Origin of the sequence: Streptomyces sp. IMTB 2501, assembly GCF_001953885.1 — a bacterium.
Taxonomy (GTDB): Bacteria; Actinomycetota; Actinomycetes; order Streptomycetales; family Streptomycetaceae; genus Streptomyces.
This window is the reverse complement of the sequence record NZ_MQUS01000048.1, coordinates 1-15,137: the sequence shown is the minus strand read 5'-3', so window position 1 is coordinate 15,137 and position 15,137 is coordinate 1. Positions and strand designations below refer to the sequence as shown.

The window sequence follows — 15,137 nt, the reverse complement described above, 5'->3', positions numbered from 1 at the left end:
GGGGTATTCTCTCCGGCTCGATTGGCGGAGCCCCCGGCCCATATGGCAGACTGTCCGAGTTGCTCGGTCGAGTGTTGATGCTGCGCGCCTCCCGCCGGGAGGACCGGAAGCGAGTCCCACAGTACTCGTCGCCCTAACTGCCCTCGGGCAGCACTGGGGCGGACGTACGGGAATCTTCCGGGAAGTGTGGGCGCGGCACCGACCAGGCGCCCGGTGGGCCCGAGGTCCCCGGTCCGCGGTTCCGGAAGGGCCGTCGCATTCCCCGCAGGGATGTTCGAACAAGGGGCATCTGTGTCAGCGGGAGCGCGACACGCCCGACCGCGTGGGTCGGAGAAACGAAGGCAGCAGAAGGAATCCGCCGGGTTCCAGAGCCAAGAGAGACAGGACTACTGAGTAGCCATGGCGGGACAGAAGATCCGCATCCGGCTCAAGGCCTACGACCACGAGGTCATCGACTCCTCGGCGAAGAAGATCGTCGAGACGGTGACCCGCACTGGTGCGTCGGTCGCGGGCCCGGTGCCGCTGCCCACTGAGAAGAACGTGTACTGCGTCATCAAGTCGCCGCACAAGTACAAGGACTCGCGCGAGCACTTCGAGATGCGCACGCACAAGCGCCTGATCGACATTCTCGACCCGACCCCCAAGACCGTTGACTCTCTGATGCGACTCGACCTCCCGGCCGGTGTCGACATCGAGATCAAGCTCTGAGGCTGGTGGGCTGAGAATGGCTAAGCAGATCAAGGGCATCCTGGGCGAGAAGCTCGGCATGACGCAGGTGTGGGACGAGAACAACCGTGTTGTTCCGGTCACCGTCGTCAAGGCCGGCCCCAACGTCGTCACCCAGGTGCGTACGAACGACGTCGACGGCTACGAGTCGGTCCAGATCGCCTTCGGCGAGATCGACCCGCGCAAGGTGAACAAGCCCCTCAAGGGCCACTTCGCCAAGGCCGACGTCACCCCCCGTCGTCACCTCGTCGAGATCCGGACGGCCGATGCCGCCGAGTACACGCTCGGTCAGGAAATCACCGCCGAGGTCTTCGAGGCCGGCGTGAAGGTCGACGTCACCGGCAAGAGCAAGGGCAAGGGCTTCGCCGGTGTCATGAAGCGCCACAACTTCCGTGGCCTCGGCGCCGGGCACGGCACCCAGCGCAAGCACCGCTCGCCCGGTTCCATCGGTGGCTGCGCCACCCCGGGCCGCGTGTTCAAGGGCCTCCGCATGGCGGGTCGCATGGGCAACGAGCGGGTCACCACCCAGAACCTGACCGTCCACGCCGTTGACGCGGAGAAGGGTCTGCTGCTCATCAAGGGCGCGGTTCCCGGTCCGAACGGCGGCCTCGTCCTGGTCCGCACCGCGGCCAAGGGGGCCTGAGGTAACCGATGAGCACTGTTGACATCCTTTCGCCGGCGGGCGACAAGGCCGGTTCCGTCGAGCTCCCCGCGGAGATCTTCGACGCCAAGGTCAGCGTTCCGCTGATCCACCAGGTCGTCGTCGCGCAGCTGGCCGCGGCCCGTCAGGGCACGCACAAGACGAAGACCCGTGGCGAGGTCCGTGGTGGCGGCAAGAAGCCGTACCGCCAGAAGGGCACCGGTCGCGCCCGTCAGGGTTCGACCCGCGCGCCGCAGTTCGCCGGTGGTGGCGTGGTGCACGGCCCGCAGCCGCGTGACTACTCGCAGCGCACCCCGAAGAAGATGAAGGCCGCCGCCCTGCGCGGTGCCCTCACCGACCGGGCGCGTCACAACCGCATCCACGTCGTCTCCGGCGTGGTCGAGGGCGAGACCCCCAGCACCAAGGCCGCCAAGTCGCTGTTCGGCAAGATCTCGGAGCGCAAGAACCTGCTCCTGGTCGTCGACCGCGCCGACGAGGCCGCGTGGCTGTCCGCCCGCAACCTGCCCCAGGTCCACATCCTGGAGCCGGGCCAGCTGAACACGTACGACGTTCTCGTCTCGGACGACGTGGTCTTCACCCAGGCCGCTTTCGAGTCCTTCGTGTCCGGCCCGAAGGCCAACGACACCGAAGGGAGCGAGGTCTGATGGCCATCCGTCACCCCGCTATCGCCTCGAAGGCCGCCAAGGCCGCCAAGGCCGCGCGCGTCGCCAAGGCGCGTCGTCACGCCACCGAGGGCAAGAACACCGTCGAGACGCCGCTGAGCAAGTCCTTCACGGACCCCCGTGACGTGCTGCTCAAGCCGGTCGTCTCCGAGAAGAGCTACGCGCTCCTCGACGACAACAAGTACACGTTCGTCGTCGCCCCGGGCGCCAACAAGACCCAGATCAAGCAGGCCGTCCAGGCGGTCTTCGACGTCAAGGTCACCGGGGTCAACACGATCAACCGCCAGGGCAAGCGCAAGCGCACGAAGACCGGTTTCGGTCAGCGTGCCGGCAGCAAGCGCGCGATCGTGACCCTCGCCGAGGGCGACCGTATCGACATCTTCGGCGGTCCGACCGCCTAAGGGCGGTCCGGATCGTCCGATATCGGACGAGGACTGAGAAATGGGAATCCGCAAGTACAAGCCGACTACGCCGGGCCGTCGTGGCGCCAGCGTCGCCGACTTCGTCGAGGTCACGCGGTCCACGCCGGAGAAGTCGCTGGTCCGCCCCCTGCACAGCAAGGGCGGCCGTAACAACGCCGGTCGTGTGACCGTTCGCCACCAGGGTGGCGGACACAAGCGCGCCTACCGAGTGATCGACTTCCGTCGTCACGACAAGGACGGCGTGCCGGCGAAGGTCGCGCACATCGAGTACGACCCCAACCGCACCGCGCGCATCGCGCTGCTGCACTACGCCGACGGCGAGAAGCGCTACATCCTCGCCCCGCGCAACCTGCAGCAGGGTGACCGCGTCGAGAACGGTCCCGGGGCCGACATCAAGCCGGGCAACAACCTGGCCCTCCGCAACATCCCGGTCGGTACCACGATCCACGCGATCGAGCTCCGTCCCGGTGGCGGTGCCAAGTTCGCCCGCTCCGCCGGTGCCTCCGTGCAGCTGCTCGCGAAGGAGGGCGCCTACGCCCACCTGCGCATGCCGTCCGGCGAGATCCGCCTGGTCGACGTCCGCTGCCGCGCCACCGTCGGTGAGGTCGGCAACGCCGAGCAGAGCAACATCAACTGGGGTAAGGCCGGCCGTAAGCGGTGGCTGGGCGTTCGCCCGACCGTCCGTGGTGTCGTGATGAACCCGGTTGACCACCCGCACGGTGGTGGTGAGGGCCGGACCTCCGGTGGTCGCCACCCTGTGTCCCCGTGGGGCAAGAAGGAAGGCCGTACTCGTTCGCCCAAGAAGGCGTCGAACAAGTACATCGTCCGCCGCCGCAAGACGAACAAGAAGCGCTAAGGACGGGTTGAGATGCCTCGTAGCCTGAAGAAGGGGCCCTTCGTCGACGACCACCTGATGAAGAAGGTGGATGTCCAGAACGAAGCCGGCACCAAGAACGTCATCAAGACCTGGTCCCGCCGCTCGATGATCGTCCCGGCCATGCTGGGCCACACCCTCGCGGTGCACAACGGCAAGACCCACATCCCGGTGTTCGTCACCGAGTCGATGGTCGGCCACAAGCTCGGCGAGTTCTCGCCGACCCGCACCTTCCGGGGCCACGTCAAGGAAGACCGGAAGTCGAAGCGCCGCTAGTAGCGGATCGCATTCAGACACGTAAGTAACTCTGAAGGGACAACCATGGAAGCCAGGGCCCAGGCGCGGTACATCCGCGTCACGCCCATGAAGGCCCGCCGTGTGGTGGACCTCATCCGTGGCATGGATGCCACGGAGGCCCAGGCTGTTCTGCGATTCGCTCCGCAGGCAGCCTCCGTGCCGGTCGGCAAGGTGCTCGACAGCGCCATTGCCAACGCCGCGCACAACTACGACCACACCGACGCCGACAGCCTCTTCGTTTCCGAGGCCTACGTCGACGAGGGCCCGACCCTGAAGCGGTTCCGTCCGCGTGCCCAGGGCCGTGCCTACCGGATCCGCAAGCGGACCAGCCACATCACCGTGGTCGTCAGCAGCAAGGAAGGAACCCGGTAATGGGCCAGAAGGTAAACCCGCACGGGTTCCGGCTCGGTGTCACGACCGACTTCAAGTCGCGTTGGTACGCCGACAAGCTGTACAAGGACTACGTCAAGGAAGACGTCGCCATCCGTCGGATGATGACGTCCGGCATGGAGCGCGCCGGTATCTCGAAGGTTGAGATCGAGCGCACCCGTGACCGCGTGCGTGTGGACATCCACACCGCCCGTCCCGGCATCGTCATCGGCCGCCGTGGCGCCGAGGCCGACCGCATCCGCGGCGACCTCGAGAAGCTCACGGGCAAGCAGGTCCAGCTGAACATCCTTGAGGTCAAGAACCCCGAGACCGACGCTCAGCTGGTGGCCCAGGCCGTTGCCGAGCAGCTCTCCTCCCGCGTCTCCTTCCGCCGTGCCATGCGCAAGAGCATGCAGTCGGCGATGAAGGCCGGCGCCAAGGGCATCAAGATCCAGTGCGGTGGCCGCCTCGGCGGCGCCGAGATGTCCCGCTCGGAGTTCTACCGCGAGGGCCGTGTGCCCCTGCACACGCTCCGCGCGAACGTGGACTACGGCTTCTTCGAGGCCAAGACGACCTTCGGCCGCATCGGTGTGAAGGTCTGGATCTACAAGGGCGACGTCAAGAACATCGCCGAGGTCCGCGCCGAGAACGCTGCGGCCCGTGCGGGTAACCGCCCGGCCCGTGGTGGTGCCGACCGCCCGGCCCGTGGTGGCCGCGGTGGCGAGCGGCGCGGTCGCAAGCCGCAGCAGGCTGCCGGCGCCGAGGCCCCCAAGGCCGAGGCTCCCAAGGCCGAGGCTCCGGCTGAGAGCACCGGAACGGAGGCCTGACCGACATGCTGATCCCCCGTAGGGTCAAGCACCGCAAGCAGCACCACCCGAAGCGTCGCGGTGAGGCCAAGGGCGGTACCACGGTCGCGTTCGGCGAGTACGGCATCCAGGCCCTCACGCCGGCGTACGTGACCAACCGCCAGATCGAGGCGGCCCGTATCGCGATGACCCGCCACATCAAGCGTGGCGGCAAGGTCTGGATCAACATCTACCCGGACCGCCCGCTCACGAAGAAGCCGGCCGAGACCCGCATGGGTTCCGGTAAGGGTTCGCCGGAGTGGTGGATCGCGAATGTGCACCCGGGACGGGTCATGTTCGAGCTGTCCTACCCGAACGAGAAGATTGCGCGTGAGGCTCTCACTCGTGCGGCCCACAAGCTGCCGATGAAGTGCCGCATCGTCAAGCGCGAGGCAGGTGAAGCGTGATGTCGGTCGGTACCAAGGCGTCCGAGCTGCGCGAGCTGGGCAACGAGGAGCTTCTGGCGAAGCTCCGCGAGGCCAAGGAAGAGCTGTTCAACCTCCGCTTCCAGGCGGCGACCGGTCAGCTCGAGAACCACGGCCGTCTGAAGGCGGTCCGCAAGGACATCGCGCGGATCTACACCCTGATGCGCGAGCGTGAGCTGGGCATCGAAACGGTGGAGAACGCCTGATGAGCGAGAAGAACGTGACTGAGAACGCAGAGGCCCGCGGCTTCCGCAAGACCCGTGAGGGTCTGGTCGTCAGCGACAAGATGGACAAGACCGTCGTCGTCGCTGTCGAGGACCGCGTCAAGCACGCGCTGTACGGCAAGGTCATCCGCCGTACGAACAAGCTCAAGGCGCACGACGAGCAGAACGCCGCGGGTGTCGGCGACCGTGTCCTCCTCATGGAGACCCGGCCGCTGTCCGCGACGAAGCGCTGGCGCGTCGTCGAGATCCTCGAGAAGGCCAAGTAGGTAATTCCCGCAAGGGAATTCCAAAAAGTACGTTCCTGCGGGGCATCCCTCGCAGGACAGTTCCGCCAGGCTCCGGGAGCCGCTCCGCTGAGCGGCTCCCGGGGAACCGGCAGACAAACAGGAGATAGACGTGATCCAGCAGGAGTCGCGACTGCGTGTCGCCGACAACACTGGTGCGAAGGAGATCCTTTGCATCCGTGTGCTCGGTGGCTCCGGTCGCCGCTACGCGGGCATCGGTGACGTCATCGTCGCCACCGTCAAGGACGCGATCCCCGGTGGCAACGTGAAGAAGGGTGACGTCGTCAAGGCGGTCATCGTTCGCACCGTCAAGGAGCGCCGCCGTCCGGACGGCTCGTACATCCGCTTCGACGAGAACGCCGCCGTCATTCTGAAGAACGACGGCGACCCTCGCGGCACCCGCATCTTCGGCCCGGTCGGCCGTGAGCTGCGCGAGAAGAAGTTCATGAAGATCATCTCGCTCGCGCCGGAGGTGCTGTAAGCATGAAGATCAAGAAGGGCGACCTGGTCCAGGTCATCACCGGCAAGGACAAGGGCAAGCAGGGCAAGGTCATTGCCGCTTACCCGCGCGAGGAGCGTGTCCTGGTCGAGGGTGTCAACCGGGTCAAGAAGCACACCAAGGCCGGCCCGACCGCTCGCGGTTCCCAGGCCGGCGGCATCGTCACGACCGAGGCGCCGATCCACGTCTCCAACGTCCAGCTGGTCGTTGAGAAGGACGGTCAGAAGGTCGTCACGCGTGTCGGTTACCGCTTCGACGACGAAGGCAACAAGATCCGCGTTGCCAAGCGGACGGGTGAGGACATCTGATGGCTACCACCACCACTCCGCGTCTGAAGCAGAAGTACCGCGAGGAGATCGCGGGCAAGCTGCGTGACGAGTTCAAGTACGAGAACGTCATGCAGGTTCCCGGCCTCGTCAAGATCGTGGTCAACATGGGTGTCGGCGACGCCGCCCGTGACTCGAAGCTGATCGAGGGCGCGATCCGCGACCTGACCACCATCACCGGTCAGAAGCCGGCCGTCACCAAGGCCCGCAAGTCCATCGCGCAGTTCAAGCTGCGTGAGGGCCAGCCGATCGGTGCTCACGTCACGCTCCGTGGCGACCGCATGTGGGAGTTCCTGGACCGCACCCTGTCGCTCGCGCTGCCGCGCATCCGCGACTTCCGTGGTCTGTCCCCCAAGCAGTTCGACGGCCGTGGCAACTACACCTTCGGTCTCACGGAGCAGGTCATGTTCCACGAGATCGACCAGGACAAGATCGACCGTACCCGGGGCATGGACATCACCGTGGTCACCACGGCGACCAACGACGCTGAGGGCCGCGCGCTCCTTCGTCACCTCGGCTTCCCGTTCAAGGAGGCGTGAGCGAGATGGCGAAGAAGGCTCTGATTGCCAAGGCTGCTCGCAAGCCCAAGTTCGGTGTGCGTGGCTACACCCGCTGCCAGCGCTGCGGCCGTCCGCACTCCGTGTACCGCAAGTTCGGCCTCTGCCGCGTGTGCCTTCGTGAGATGGCTCACCGTGGCGAGCTGCCGGGCGTGACCAAGAGCTCCTGGTAATCCCCGTAATTAGGGATTCCTGAAGCTCTCGGTAAGCAATGGGCGTGTCAGGCGCCCTCCTCTCCATGGCTTAGGCTTGGAGGGTTGGGCGCCTGACTGCCGCCCGTACGACTTACTACGCCGTAGGTCCACCGCGCCGCACCCGTCCCGTCTCGGATCGGGGAGAGGGATGGCGCACCAGGAAACCCCGGCGAGAGAGGCCGAAGGCCAATTCATGACCATGACTGATCCGATCGCAGACATGCTGACGCGTCTGCGGAACGCGAACTCGGCGTACCACGACTCCGTGGCGATGCCGCACTCGAAGATCAAGTCGCACATCGCGGAGATCCTCCAGCAGGAGGGCTTCATCACGGGCTGGAAGGTCGAGGACGCCGAGGTCGGCAAGAACCTCGTCCTGGAGCTGAAGTTCGGCCCCAACCGTGAGCGCTCCATCGCGGGCATCAAGCGGATCTCCAAGCCCGGTCTCCGGGTTTACGCGAAGTCCACCAACCTGCCGAAGGTGCTCGGCGGCCTCGGCGTGGCGATCATCTCCACGTCCCACGGGCTCCTCACCGACAAGCAGGCCGGCAAGAAGGGCGTGGGTGGGGAAGTCCTCGCCTACGTCTGGTAGCAGAAGGGAACGGAGGAAACAGCTATGTCGCGCATCGGCAAGCTCCCCATCGCGGTTCCCGCCGGCGTGGACGTCACCATCGACGGCCGTACGGTTTCGGTCAAGGGCCCCAAGGGCTCGCTGACCCACACCGTTGTCGCGCCGATCGACATCGCTAAGGGCGAGGACGGCACCCTCCAGGTGACCCGCCCGAACGACGAGCGTCAGAGCAAGGCCCTGCACGGCCTCTCCCGCACGCTGGTGGCGAACATGATCACCGGCGTGACCCAGGGTTACGTGAAGAAGCTCGAGATCAGCGGTGTCGGTTACCGAGTGACCGCCAAGGGTTCGAACCTGGAGTTCGCTCTCGGTTACAGCCACCCGATCCTGGTCGAGGCCCCCGAGGGCATCACCTTCAAGGTGGAGACCCCGACCCGTTTCTCGGTCGAGGGCATCGACAAGCAGAAGGTCGGCGAGGTTGCGGCCAACATCCGCAAGCTGCGCAAGCCCGACCCGTACAAGGCCAAGGGCGTCAAGTACGAGGGCGAAGTCATCCGCCGCAAGGTCGGAAAGGCGGGTAAGTAAGCCATGGCATACGGGCAGAAGATCCTCAAGGGCGACGCCTACAAGCGCGCCGCGATCAAGCGCCGTCACATCCGGATCCGCAAGCGGATCTCCGGTACGGCGGAGCGCCCCCGTCTGGTCGTGACCCGCTCCAACCGCCACATCGTGGCGCAGGTGATCGACGACCTGAAGGGTCACACCCTGGCGTCGGCGTCCACGCTGGACGCGTCGATCCGTGGTGGCGAGGCCGACAAGTCCGCGCAGGCCAAGCAGGTCGGTGCCCTGGTCGCCGAGCGTGCCAAGGCCGCCGGTGTCGAGGCCGTCGTGTTCGACCGTGGTGGCAACCAGTACGCCGGGCGCATCGCCGCCCTGGCGGACGCCGCCCGCGAAGCCGGGCTCAAGTTCTGAGCCGCTTGTAGCTAGCGGAAAGAGAGAGGTAATCCAATGGCTGGACCCCAGCGCCGCGGCAGCGGTGCCGGTGGCGGCGAGCGGCGGGACCGGAAGGGCCGTGACGGCGGCGCTGCTGCCGCCGAGAAGACCGCGTACGTTGAGCGCGTTGTCGCGATCAACCGCGTCGCCAAGGTTGTGAAGGGTGGTCGTCGCTTCAGCTTCACCGCGCTGGTCGTGGTGGGCGACGGTGACGGCACCGTGGGTGTCGGTTACGGCAAGGCCAAGGAGGTGCCGGCCGCCATCGCCAAGGGCGTTGAGGAGGCCAAGAAGCACTTCTTCAAGGTCCCCCGGATCCAGGGCACCATCCCGCACCCGATCCAGGGTGAGAAGGCTGCCGGCGTCGTGCTGCTCAAGCCCGCGTCCCCGGGTACCGGTGTTATCGCCGGTGGTCCGGTGCGTGCCGTGCTCGAGTGCGCCGGTATCCACGACGTGCTGTCGAAGTCGCTCGGCTCCGACAACGCCATCAACATCGTGCACGCGACCGTGGAGGCCCTGAAGGGTCTGCAGCGTCCCGAGGAGATCGCGGCCCGCCGTGGTCTGCCGCTCGAGGACGTCGCGCCCGCGGCCCTGCTTCGTGCGCGTGCCGGGGCGGGTGCGTAATCATGGCGCAGCTCAAGATTACGCAGGTCAAGTCCTACATCGGCAGCAAGCAGAACCACCGTGACACCCTGCGTTCGCTTGGCCTGAAGAAGGTCAACGACGTGGTCGTCAAGGAGGACCGCCCCGAGTTCCGCGGCATGGTGCACACCGTCCGCCACCTCGTGACGGTCGAGGAGGTCGACTGATCATGGCGGAGCAGAACCCGCTGAAGATCCACAACCTCCGTCCCGCCCCGGGCGCCAAGACCGCCAAGACCCGTGTCGGTCGTGGTGAGGCGTCGAAGGGTAAGACGGCCGGTCGTGGTACGAAGGGTACGAAGGCCCGTTACCAGGTTCCGGAGCGCTTCGAGGGCGGCCAGATGCCGCTGCACATGCGCCTCCCGAAGCTGAAGGGCTTCAAGAACCCGTTCAAGACCGAGTACCAGGTCGTGAACCTCGACAAGCTGGCCGCGCTCTACCCCGAGGGTGGCGAGGTCACGGTCGAGGGTCTGGTGGCCAAGGGTGCCGTTCGCAAGAACAGCCTCGTCAAGGTCCTCGGCCAGGGCGAGATCTCCGTGGCGCTGCAGGTGACGGTCGACGCCGTCTCCGGCTCCGCCAAGGAGAAGATCACCGCCGCCGGCGGTACGGTCACCGAGCTGATCTGAGCCCCTCAGGTCCCTCGATGACGTGAACGATCCCGACCGGGGATACCCCACAAAAGGGGTATCCCCGGTTGGTCGTTCCTAGGGCGGTGCTCTCGCCGGTAAGGTGGCCAGCACTGCCTACTTTCATCGGGTGCTTCCCATGGGGCACCCTGAGCGGCAGTTGACCGTTATCCATTCGTCCATTCGTCGAACCTCAAGACCGTCACCCTTGACGCAGTTGCGCGGGGGTCGCAGGAGGCACCGTGCTCACCGCGTTCGCCCGGGCGTTCAGGACGCCCGACCTGCGCAAGAAGCTGCTCTTCACGCTGGCCATCATCGTGGTCTACCGCGTCGGTACCCACATCCCGATCCCCGGCGTCAACTACAAGGCCGTCCAGCAGTGTGTGAGCGAGGCGGGGGCCAACCAGGGCCTGTTCGGCCTTGTGAACATGTTCAGCGGTGGCGCGCTGCTGCAGATCACGGTCTTCGCGCTCGGCATCATGCCGTACATCACGGCCAGCATCATCCTTCAGCTGCTGACCGTGGTCATCCCGCGTCTGGAAGCCCTGAAGAAGGAGGGCCAGGCCGGCACGGCGAAGATCACGCAGTACACCCGCTACCTCACCGTGGCGCTCGCCATCCTCCAGGGCACCGGCCTCGTCGCCACCGCCCGCAGCGGCGCGCTCTTCAACGGGTGCTCGGTCGCGTCGAGCATCGTCCCGAACCAGGCGATCTTCACGACGATCACGATGGTCGTCTGCATGACCGCCGGTACGTGTGTCGTCATGTGGCTCGGTGAGCTGATCACCGACCGCGGCATCGGCAACGGCATGTCGATCCTGATGTTCATCTCGATCGCGGCGACCTTCCCGTCCGCTCTGTGGGCGATCAAGAAGCAGGGCACGCTGGCCGGCGGCTGGATCGAGTTCGGCACGGTGATCCTGGTCGGCCTGGTCATGGTCGCGCTCGTGGTCTTCGTCGAGCAGGCCCAGCGCCGTATCCCGGTGCAGTACGCGAAGCGCATGATCGGCCGTCGTTCCTACGGTGGTACGTCCACGTACATCCCGCTCAAGGTGAACCAGGCGGGTGTGATTCCCGTCATCTTCGCCTCGTCGCTGCTCTACATCCCGGCACTGGTGGCGCAGTTCGCGGGCGGTAATTCGAACTGGAAGCAGTGGATCCAGAACAACCTGACCAAGGGCGACCACCCGCTTTACATCACTCTGTACTTCTTGCTCATCGTTTTCTTCGCGTTCTTCTACGTGGCGATCTCCTTCAACCCCGAGGAAGTCGCCGACAACATGAAGAAGTATGGTGGCTTCATCCCGGGCATCCGGGCTGGCCGACCGACCGCTGAGTACCTCAGCTATGTGCTCAACCGGATCACCTGGCCGGGTTCGCTGTATCTGGGTCTGATTGCTCTCGTGCCAACAATGGCGTTGGTCGGGTTCGGGGCGACGAACAACTTCCCGTTCGGCGGTACCAGCATCCTGATCATCGTGGGTGTCGGTCTCGAGACGGTGAAGCAGATCGAGAGCCAGCTCCAGCAGCGCAATTACGAAGGGTTCCTCCGCTGATGCGTATCGTCCTCGTCGGGCCGCCGGGTGCCGGTAAGGGAACGCAAGCCGTCCGGCTCGCCAAGGAGCTGGCCATCCCGCACATCTCCACGGGCGACCTGTTCCGGGCCAACATCAGCCAGCAGACCGAGCTGGGCAAGCTCGCGAAGTCCTACATGGACGCCGGCAACCTGGTCCCGGACGAGGTCACCATCGCGATGGCCAAGGACCGCATGGAGCAGCCGGACGCCGAGAACGGCTTCCTGCTCGACGGCTTCCCGCGGAACGTAGAGCAGGCCGAGGCGCTGGACGAGCTGCTCACGACCGAGGCCATCAGGCTGGACGCCGTCCTGGACCTGGAGGTCCCGGAGGACGAGGTGGTCAAGCGGATCGCCGGCCGGCGCATCTGCCGCAACGACTCGTCGCACGTCTTCCATGTGACGTACAGCCCGGCGAAGAAAGAGGGCGTGTGCGACGTCTGCGGCGGTGAGCTGTACCAGCGCGACGACGACCGCGAGGAGACCGTCCGCACGCGGCTGGAGGTCTACCACACGCAGACCGAGCCGATCATCGACTACTACAAGGCGCAGGGCCTGGTCGTGACGATCTCCTCCCTGGGCCCCGTGGACGAGATCACGCAGCGGGCGCTGGAGGCACTCAAGCGCGAGAAGGCCGAGCAGTAGAGTCCGGCCCTTCCGGCCGCGGTGCCCTCCCCGGGCGCCGCGGCCGTAGTGTTGTACAGGTAAACCAGCCGACGTGAGTGACGGAGAGCGCAGGCCCCCATGGTGCAGATCAAGACCCCCGAGCAGATCGCCAAGATGCGTGCGGCGGGCCTGGTCGTAGCCGCCATCCACGCGGCCACCCGGGAGGCGGCGGTGCCCGGCGCCTCCACCAAGGACCTGGACGAGGTCGCCCGCAAGGTCCTCGCCGAGAACGGCGCGAGGTCGAACTTCCTGGGCTACGGCGGCTTCCCCGCGACGATCTGCACGTCGGTCAACGACGTGGTCGTCCATGGCATCCCCTCCGACGACGTCGTCCTCAAGGACGGCGACGTCATCTCCATCGACTGCGGCGCGATCATCGACGGCTGGCACGGCGACGCCGCCTACACGGCGTTCGTGGGCTCCGGTCACGCTCCGGAGCTGATCGAGCTGTCCCGGGTGACGGAAGAGTCGATGTGGGCCGGTATCGCGGCCATGAAGCAGGGCAACCGTCTGGTCGACATCTCCCGCGCCGTCGAGACGTACATCCGCCGCCAGCCGAAGCCGGGCGGCGGCAAGTACGGGATCATCGAGGACTACGGCGGCCACGGCATCGGCACCGAGATGCACATGGACCCGCATCTGCTGAACTACGTCGACCGCCGCCGCGGCAAGGGCCCCAAGCTGGTGCCCGGCTTCTGCCTCGCGATCGAGCCGATGGTCTCCCTCGGCACCGCGAAGACCGAGGTCCTCTCCGACGACTGGACGGTCATCACCACCGACGGCACCTGGTCCTCCCACTGGGAGCACTCGGTCGCCCTGACCACCGAGGGCCCGCTGGTACTGACCGCGCCCGACGGCGGCAAGGCCAAGCTGGCCGAGTACGGCATCACCGCCGCTCCCGATCCGCTCGCTTAGTGATCTCGCCAGTGGGGCAGACTCTCTCGATTCGCCTTTCCGGGTACGCCGACGTAGACTGACTCGTCGGCTCTCGTGCATCCGCATGTCCGCATGCTCGCGGGAGAGTCGATCAAGGTAGTCGATTCGAAGGGCGAAGCGTGGCCAAGAAGCAAGGTGCCATCGAGATCGAGGGCACTGTCGTCGAGTCTCTGCCGAACGCCATGTTCAAGGTCGAGCTCCAGAACGGCCACCAGGTCCTGGCACACATCAGCGGCAAGATGCGTATGCACTACATCCGTATCCTCCCTGACGACCGGGTCGTGGTGGAGTTGTCTCCGTACGACCTGACGCGTGGCCGGATCGTCTACCGGTACAAGTAGATCTTGCCCGCATCCCGTTCCGGCGGGGTGGTGGCACTGACCCGGAGAACCTCAATCCCATGAAGGTCAAGCCGAGCGTCAAGAAGATCTGCGACAAGTGCAGGGTGATCCGCCGTCACGGCCGGGTCATGGTCATTTGCGAGAACCCGCGCCACAAGCAGCGCCAGGGCTGACGCACGACCACACCCTCTGCACCTCTATCGCAGAGATTCGCGCGACGCGAGCTGAATTTGTTCATACGCAGAATCCGAGCCATCCAGCTCGACACCCCCGGTTCGGAGGCCGGGGACCCGGTTCGTACCTGGTACGGCGGCCGGGATCCGGTTCTGCGGAAGACCTCCGAAAGATCACCAGGAGCCATTGAATGGCACGCGTTTCCGGTGTTGACATCCCGCGCGAAAAGCGCGTGGAGGTCGCCCTCACCTACGTGTTCGGCATCGGCCGGACGCTCTCCCAGCAGACGCTGGCCGAGACCGGCATCGACCCGAACACCCGTGTTCGTGACCTGACCGAAGAGCAGCTGGTCGCGATCCGCGAGTACGTCGACAACAACATCAAGACCGAGGGTGACCTCCGTCGCGAGATCCAGGCCGACATCCGCCGCAAGGTCGAGATCGGCTGCTACCAGGGTCTCCGTCACCGTCGCGGTCTGCCCGTCCGCGGTCAGCGCACCAGCACCAACGCTCGCACCCGCAAGGGCCCGCGTCGCGCCATCGCCGGTAAGAAGAAGCCGGGCAAGAAGTAGTCCGCAGCGGACTCGCCGTCCAGCGGTCTTCGCTGTAGGACCGACCACCTCCCGTAGGAGTTATAGATGCCCCCCAAGGGTCGTCAGGGCGCTGCCAAGAAGGTGCGCCGCAAGGAAAAGAAGAACGTCGCTCACGGCCACGCGCACATCAAGAGCACGTTCAACAACACGATCGTCTCGATCACGGACCCGTCCGGCAACGTGATCTCCTGGGCCTCCGCCGGCCACGTCGGCTTCAAGGGCTCCCGGAAGTCCACGCCGTTCGCCGCGCAGATGGCCGCCGAGTCGGCCGCCCGCCGCGCCCAGGAGCACGGCATGCGCAAGGTCGACGTGTTCGTCAAGGGCCCGGGCTCCGGTCGTGAGACCGCGATCCGCTCCCTGCAGGCCACGGGCCTCGAGGTCGGCTCCATCCAGGACGTCACCCCGACCCCGCACAACGGCTGCCGTCCGCCGAAGCGTCGCCGCGTCTGACGCTTCCCCGGTCGCCGGTTGCGGGCGGTACGGCTCTGTTCTCCGCGTAAGCGGAGGTGAACCGAGCCGTACCGCCCGTACCCTTGCAGTACCCGCACTTTTCACAGGTGCGGTTTCCGTCGGACGTCAAATAGCGGGCGTCCACGAATGAAGGATCTGATCCACACATGCTGATCGCTCAGCGTCCCTCGTTGACCGAAGAGGTCGTCGAC

28 protein-coding genes are annotated in these 15,137 nt (G+C 66.0%); all 28 read left to right on the top strand.

What is annotated here, in order from left to right; all coding sequences use genetic code 11:
- Positions 1–399 precede the first annotated feature (399 nt).
- Positions 400–708, top strand: coding sequence for a 30S ribosomal protein S10 (rpsJ, locus tag AV521_RS43020; RefSeq protein ID WP_003948644.1), 309 nt, complete (start codon positions 400–402; stop codon positions 706–708).
- Positions 709–724: 16 nt separating this feature from the next.
- Positions 725–1,369, top strand: a complete 645-nt coding sequence (rplC, locus tag AV521_RS43015; RefSeq protein ID WP_067045344.1) for a 50S ribosomal protein L3 — start codon at positions 725–727, stop codon at positions 1,367–1,369.
- An 8-nt stretch (positions 1,370–1,377) separates the two neighbouring features.
- Positions 1,378–2,031: a 50S ribosomal protein L4 gene (rplD, locus tag AV521_RS43010; RefSeq protein ID WP_076097145.1), complete on the top strand. Its 654-nt coding sequence runs from the start codon at positions 1,378–1,380 to the stop codon at positions 2,029–2,031.
- Positions 2,031–2,450: a 50S ribosomal protein L23 gene (gene rplW / locus AV521_RS43005; protein ID WP_076097142.1), complete on the top strand. Its 420-nt coding sequence runs from the start codon at positions 2,031–2,033 to the stop codon at positions 2,448–2,450. Before rplD ends, rplW begins: the two co-directional genes overlap by 1 nt.
- 40 nt (positions 2,451–2,490) lie before the next feature.
- Positions 2,491–3,327, top strand: a complete 837-nt coding sequence (rplB, locus tag AV521_RS43000) for a 50S ribosomal protein L2 (protein WP_018543909.1) — start codon at positions 2,491–2,493, stop codon at positions 3,325–3,327.
- A gap of 12 nt (positions 3,328–3,339) precedes the next feature.
- Entirely contained in the window at positions 3,340–3,621 is a 282-nt protein-coding gene (rpsS, locus tag AV521_RS42995) for a 30S ribosomal protein S19 (RefSeq protein ID WP_076097140.1), read from the top strand.
- A 45-nt stretch (positions 3,622–3,666) separates the two neighbouring features.
- On the top strand, positions 3,667–4,014 hold the full coding sequence (gene rplV / locus AV521_RS42990; protein WP_023547379.1) for a 50S ribosomal protein L22: 348 nt from the start codon (positions 3,667–3,669) through the stop codon (positions 4,012–4,014).
- Complete coding sequence (gene rpsC, locus AV521_RS42985) at positions 4,014–4,838, top strand: 30S ribosomal protein S3 (protein WP_067045333.1); 825 nt, start codon at positions 4,014–4,016, stop codon at positions 4,836–4,838. Before rplV ends, rpsC begins: the two co-directional genes overlap by 1 nt.
- A 5-nt stretch (positions 4,839–4,843) precedes the next feature.
- The gene (gene rplP / locus AV521_RS42980; RefSeq protein WP_030788270.1) at positions 4,844–5,263 is read left to right on the top strand and encodes a 50S ribosomal protein L16; all 420 of its coding nucleotides are present in this window, start codon (positions 4,844–4,846) and stop codon (positions 5,261–5,263) included.
- Positions 5,263–5,487 carry a 50S ribosomal protein L29 gene (gene rpmC / locus AV521_RS42975; protein WP_023547377.1) on the top strand — a complete coding sequence of 75 codons (225 nt, stop codon included), beginning with the start codon at positions 5,263–5,265 and terminating at the stop codon, positions 5,485–5,487. The genes rplP and rpmC overlap by 1 nt, the downstream gene beginning before the upstream one ends.
- The gene (rpsQ, locus tag AV521_RS42970; protein ID WP_018543912.1) at positions 5,487–5,771 is read left to right on the top strand and encodes a 30S ribosomal protein S17; all 285 of its coding nucleotides are present in this window, start codon (positions 5,487–5,489) and stop codon (positions 5,769–5,771) included. The genes rpmC and rpsQ overlap by 1 nt, the downstream gene beginning before the upstream one ends.
- 130 nt (positions 5,772–5,901) lie before the next feature.
- Entirely contained in the window at positions 5,902–6,270 is a 369-nt protein-coding gene (gene rplN, locus AV521_RS42965; RefSeq protein WP_003998823.1) for a 50S ribosomal protein L14, read from the top strand.
- Between the two features lie 2 nt (positions 6,271–6,272).
- Positions 6,273–6,596: a 50S ribosomal protein L24 gene (gene rplX / locus AV521_RS42960; protein WP_076097138.1), complete on the top strand. Its 324-nt coding sequence runs from the start codon at positions 6,273–6,275 to the stop codon at positions 6,594–6,596.
- Entirely contained in the window at positions 6,596–7,153 is a 558-nt protein-coding gene (gene rplE / locus AV521_RS42955) for a 50S ribosomal protein L5 (RefSeq protein ID WP_061920719.1), read from the top strand. Before rplX ends, rplE begins: the two co-directional genes overlap by 1 nt.
- 5 nt (positions 7,154–7,158) lie before the next feature.
- Entirely contained in the window at positions 7,159–7,344 is a 186-nt protein-coding gene (locus AV521_RS42950) for a type Z 30S ribosomal protein S14 (protein ID WP_003948630.1), read from the top strand.
- Positions 7,345–7,558: 214 nt separating this feature from the next.
- Positions 7,559–7,957 carry a 30S ribosomal protein S8 gene (rpsH, locus tag AV521_RS42940; protein WP_004984520.1) on the top strand — a complete coding sequence of 133 codons (399 nt, stop codon included), beginning with the start codon at positions 7,559–7,561 and terminating at the stop codon, positions 7,955–7,957.
- Positions 7,958–7,981: 24 nt separating this feature from the next.
- Entirely contained in the window at positions 7,982–8,521 is a 540-nt protein-coding gene (gene rplF, locus AV521_RS42935) for a 50S ribosomal protein L6 (protein WP_023547374.1), read from the top strand.
- Positions 8,522–8,524: 3 nt separating this feature from the next.
- Positions 8,525–8,908 (top strand): 50S ribosomal protein L18, encoded by a 384-nt coding sequence (gene rplR, locus AV521_RS42930; RefSeq protein WP_014674380.1) that lies wholly within the window; start codon positions 8,525–8,527, stop codon positions 8,906–8,908.
- 36 nt (positions 8,909–8,944) lie between these two features.
- Entirely contained in the window at positions 8,945–9,550 is a 606-nt protein-coding gene (rpsE, locus tag AV521_RS42925) for a 30S ribosomal protein S5 (protein WP_019753099.1), read from the top strand.
- 2 nt (positions 9,551–9,552) lie between these two features.
- Positions 9,553–9,735: a 50S ribosomal protein L30 gene (gene rpmD, locus AV521_RS42920; protein WP_004984515.1), complete on the top strand. Its 183-nt coding sequence runs from the start codon at positions 9,553–9,555 to the stop codon at positions 9,733–9,735.
- A gap of 2 nt (positions 9,736–9,737) precedes the next feature.
- Positions 9,738–10,193 carry a 50S ribosomal protein L15 gene (rplO, locus tag AV521_RS42915; RefSeq protein ID WP_076097135.1) on the top strand — a complete coding sequence of 152 codons (456 nt, stop codon included), beginning with the start codon at positions 9,738–9,740 and terminating at the stop codon, positions 10,191–10,193.
- A 242-nt stretch (positions 10,194–10,435) separates the two neighbouring features.
- Positions 10,436–11,749: a preprotein translocase subunit SecY gene (secY, locus tag AV521_RS42910; RefSeq protein WP_076097132.1), complete on the top strand. Its 1,314-nt coding sequence runs from the start codon at positions 10,436–10,438 to the stop codon at positions 11,747–11,749.
- The gene (locus AV521_RS42905) at positions 11,749–12,411 is read left to right on the top strand and encodes an adenylate kinase (protein ID WP_076097130.1); all 663 of its coding nucleotides are present in this window, start codon (positions 11,749–11,751) and stop codon (positions 12,409–12,411) included. The genes secY and AV521_RS42905 overlap by 1 nt, the downstream gene beginning before the upstream one ends.
- 99 nt (positions 12,412–12,510) lie before the next feature.
- Positions 12,511–13,347: a type I methionyl aminopeptidase gene (gene map, locus AV521_RS42900; protein ID WP_076097127.1), complete on the top strand. Its 837-nt coding sequence runs from the start codon at positions 12,511–12,513 to the stop codon at positions 13,345–13,347.
- A 140-nt stretch (positions 13,348–13,487) separates the two neighbouring features.
- Entirely contained in the window at positions 13,488–13,709 is a 222-nt protein-coding gene (infA, locus tag AV521_RS42895; protein WP_003948620.1) for a translation initiation factor IF-1, read from the top strand.
- Between the two features lie 59 nt (positions 13,710–13,768).
- Positions 13,769–13,882, top strand: a complete 114-nt coding sequence (gene rpmJ / locus AV521_RS42890; protein WP_003998809.1) for a 50S ribosomal protein L36 — start codon at positions 13,769–13,771, stop codon at positions 13,880–13,882.
- A 191-nt stretch (positions 13,883–14,073) separates the two neighbouring features.
- On the top strand, positions 14,074–14,454 hold the full coding sequence (gene rpsM, locus AV521_RS42885) for a 30S ribosomal protein S13 (protein ID WP_031167100.1): 381 nt from the start codon (positions 14,074–14,076) through the stop codon (positions 14,452–14,454).
- 66 nt (positions 14,455–14,520) lie between these two features.
- Complete coding sequence (gene rpsK / locus AV521_RS42880; RefSeq protein ID WP_003956432.1) at positions 14,521–14,925, top strand: 30S ribosomal protein S11; 405 nt, start codon at positions 14,521–14,523, stop codon at positions 14,923–14,925.
- The last annotated feature ends 212 nt before the right edge of the window (positions 14,926–15,137 follow it).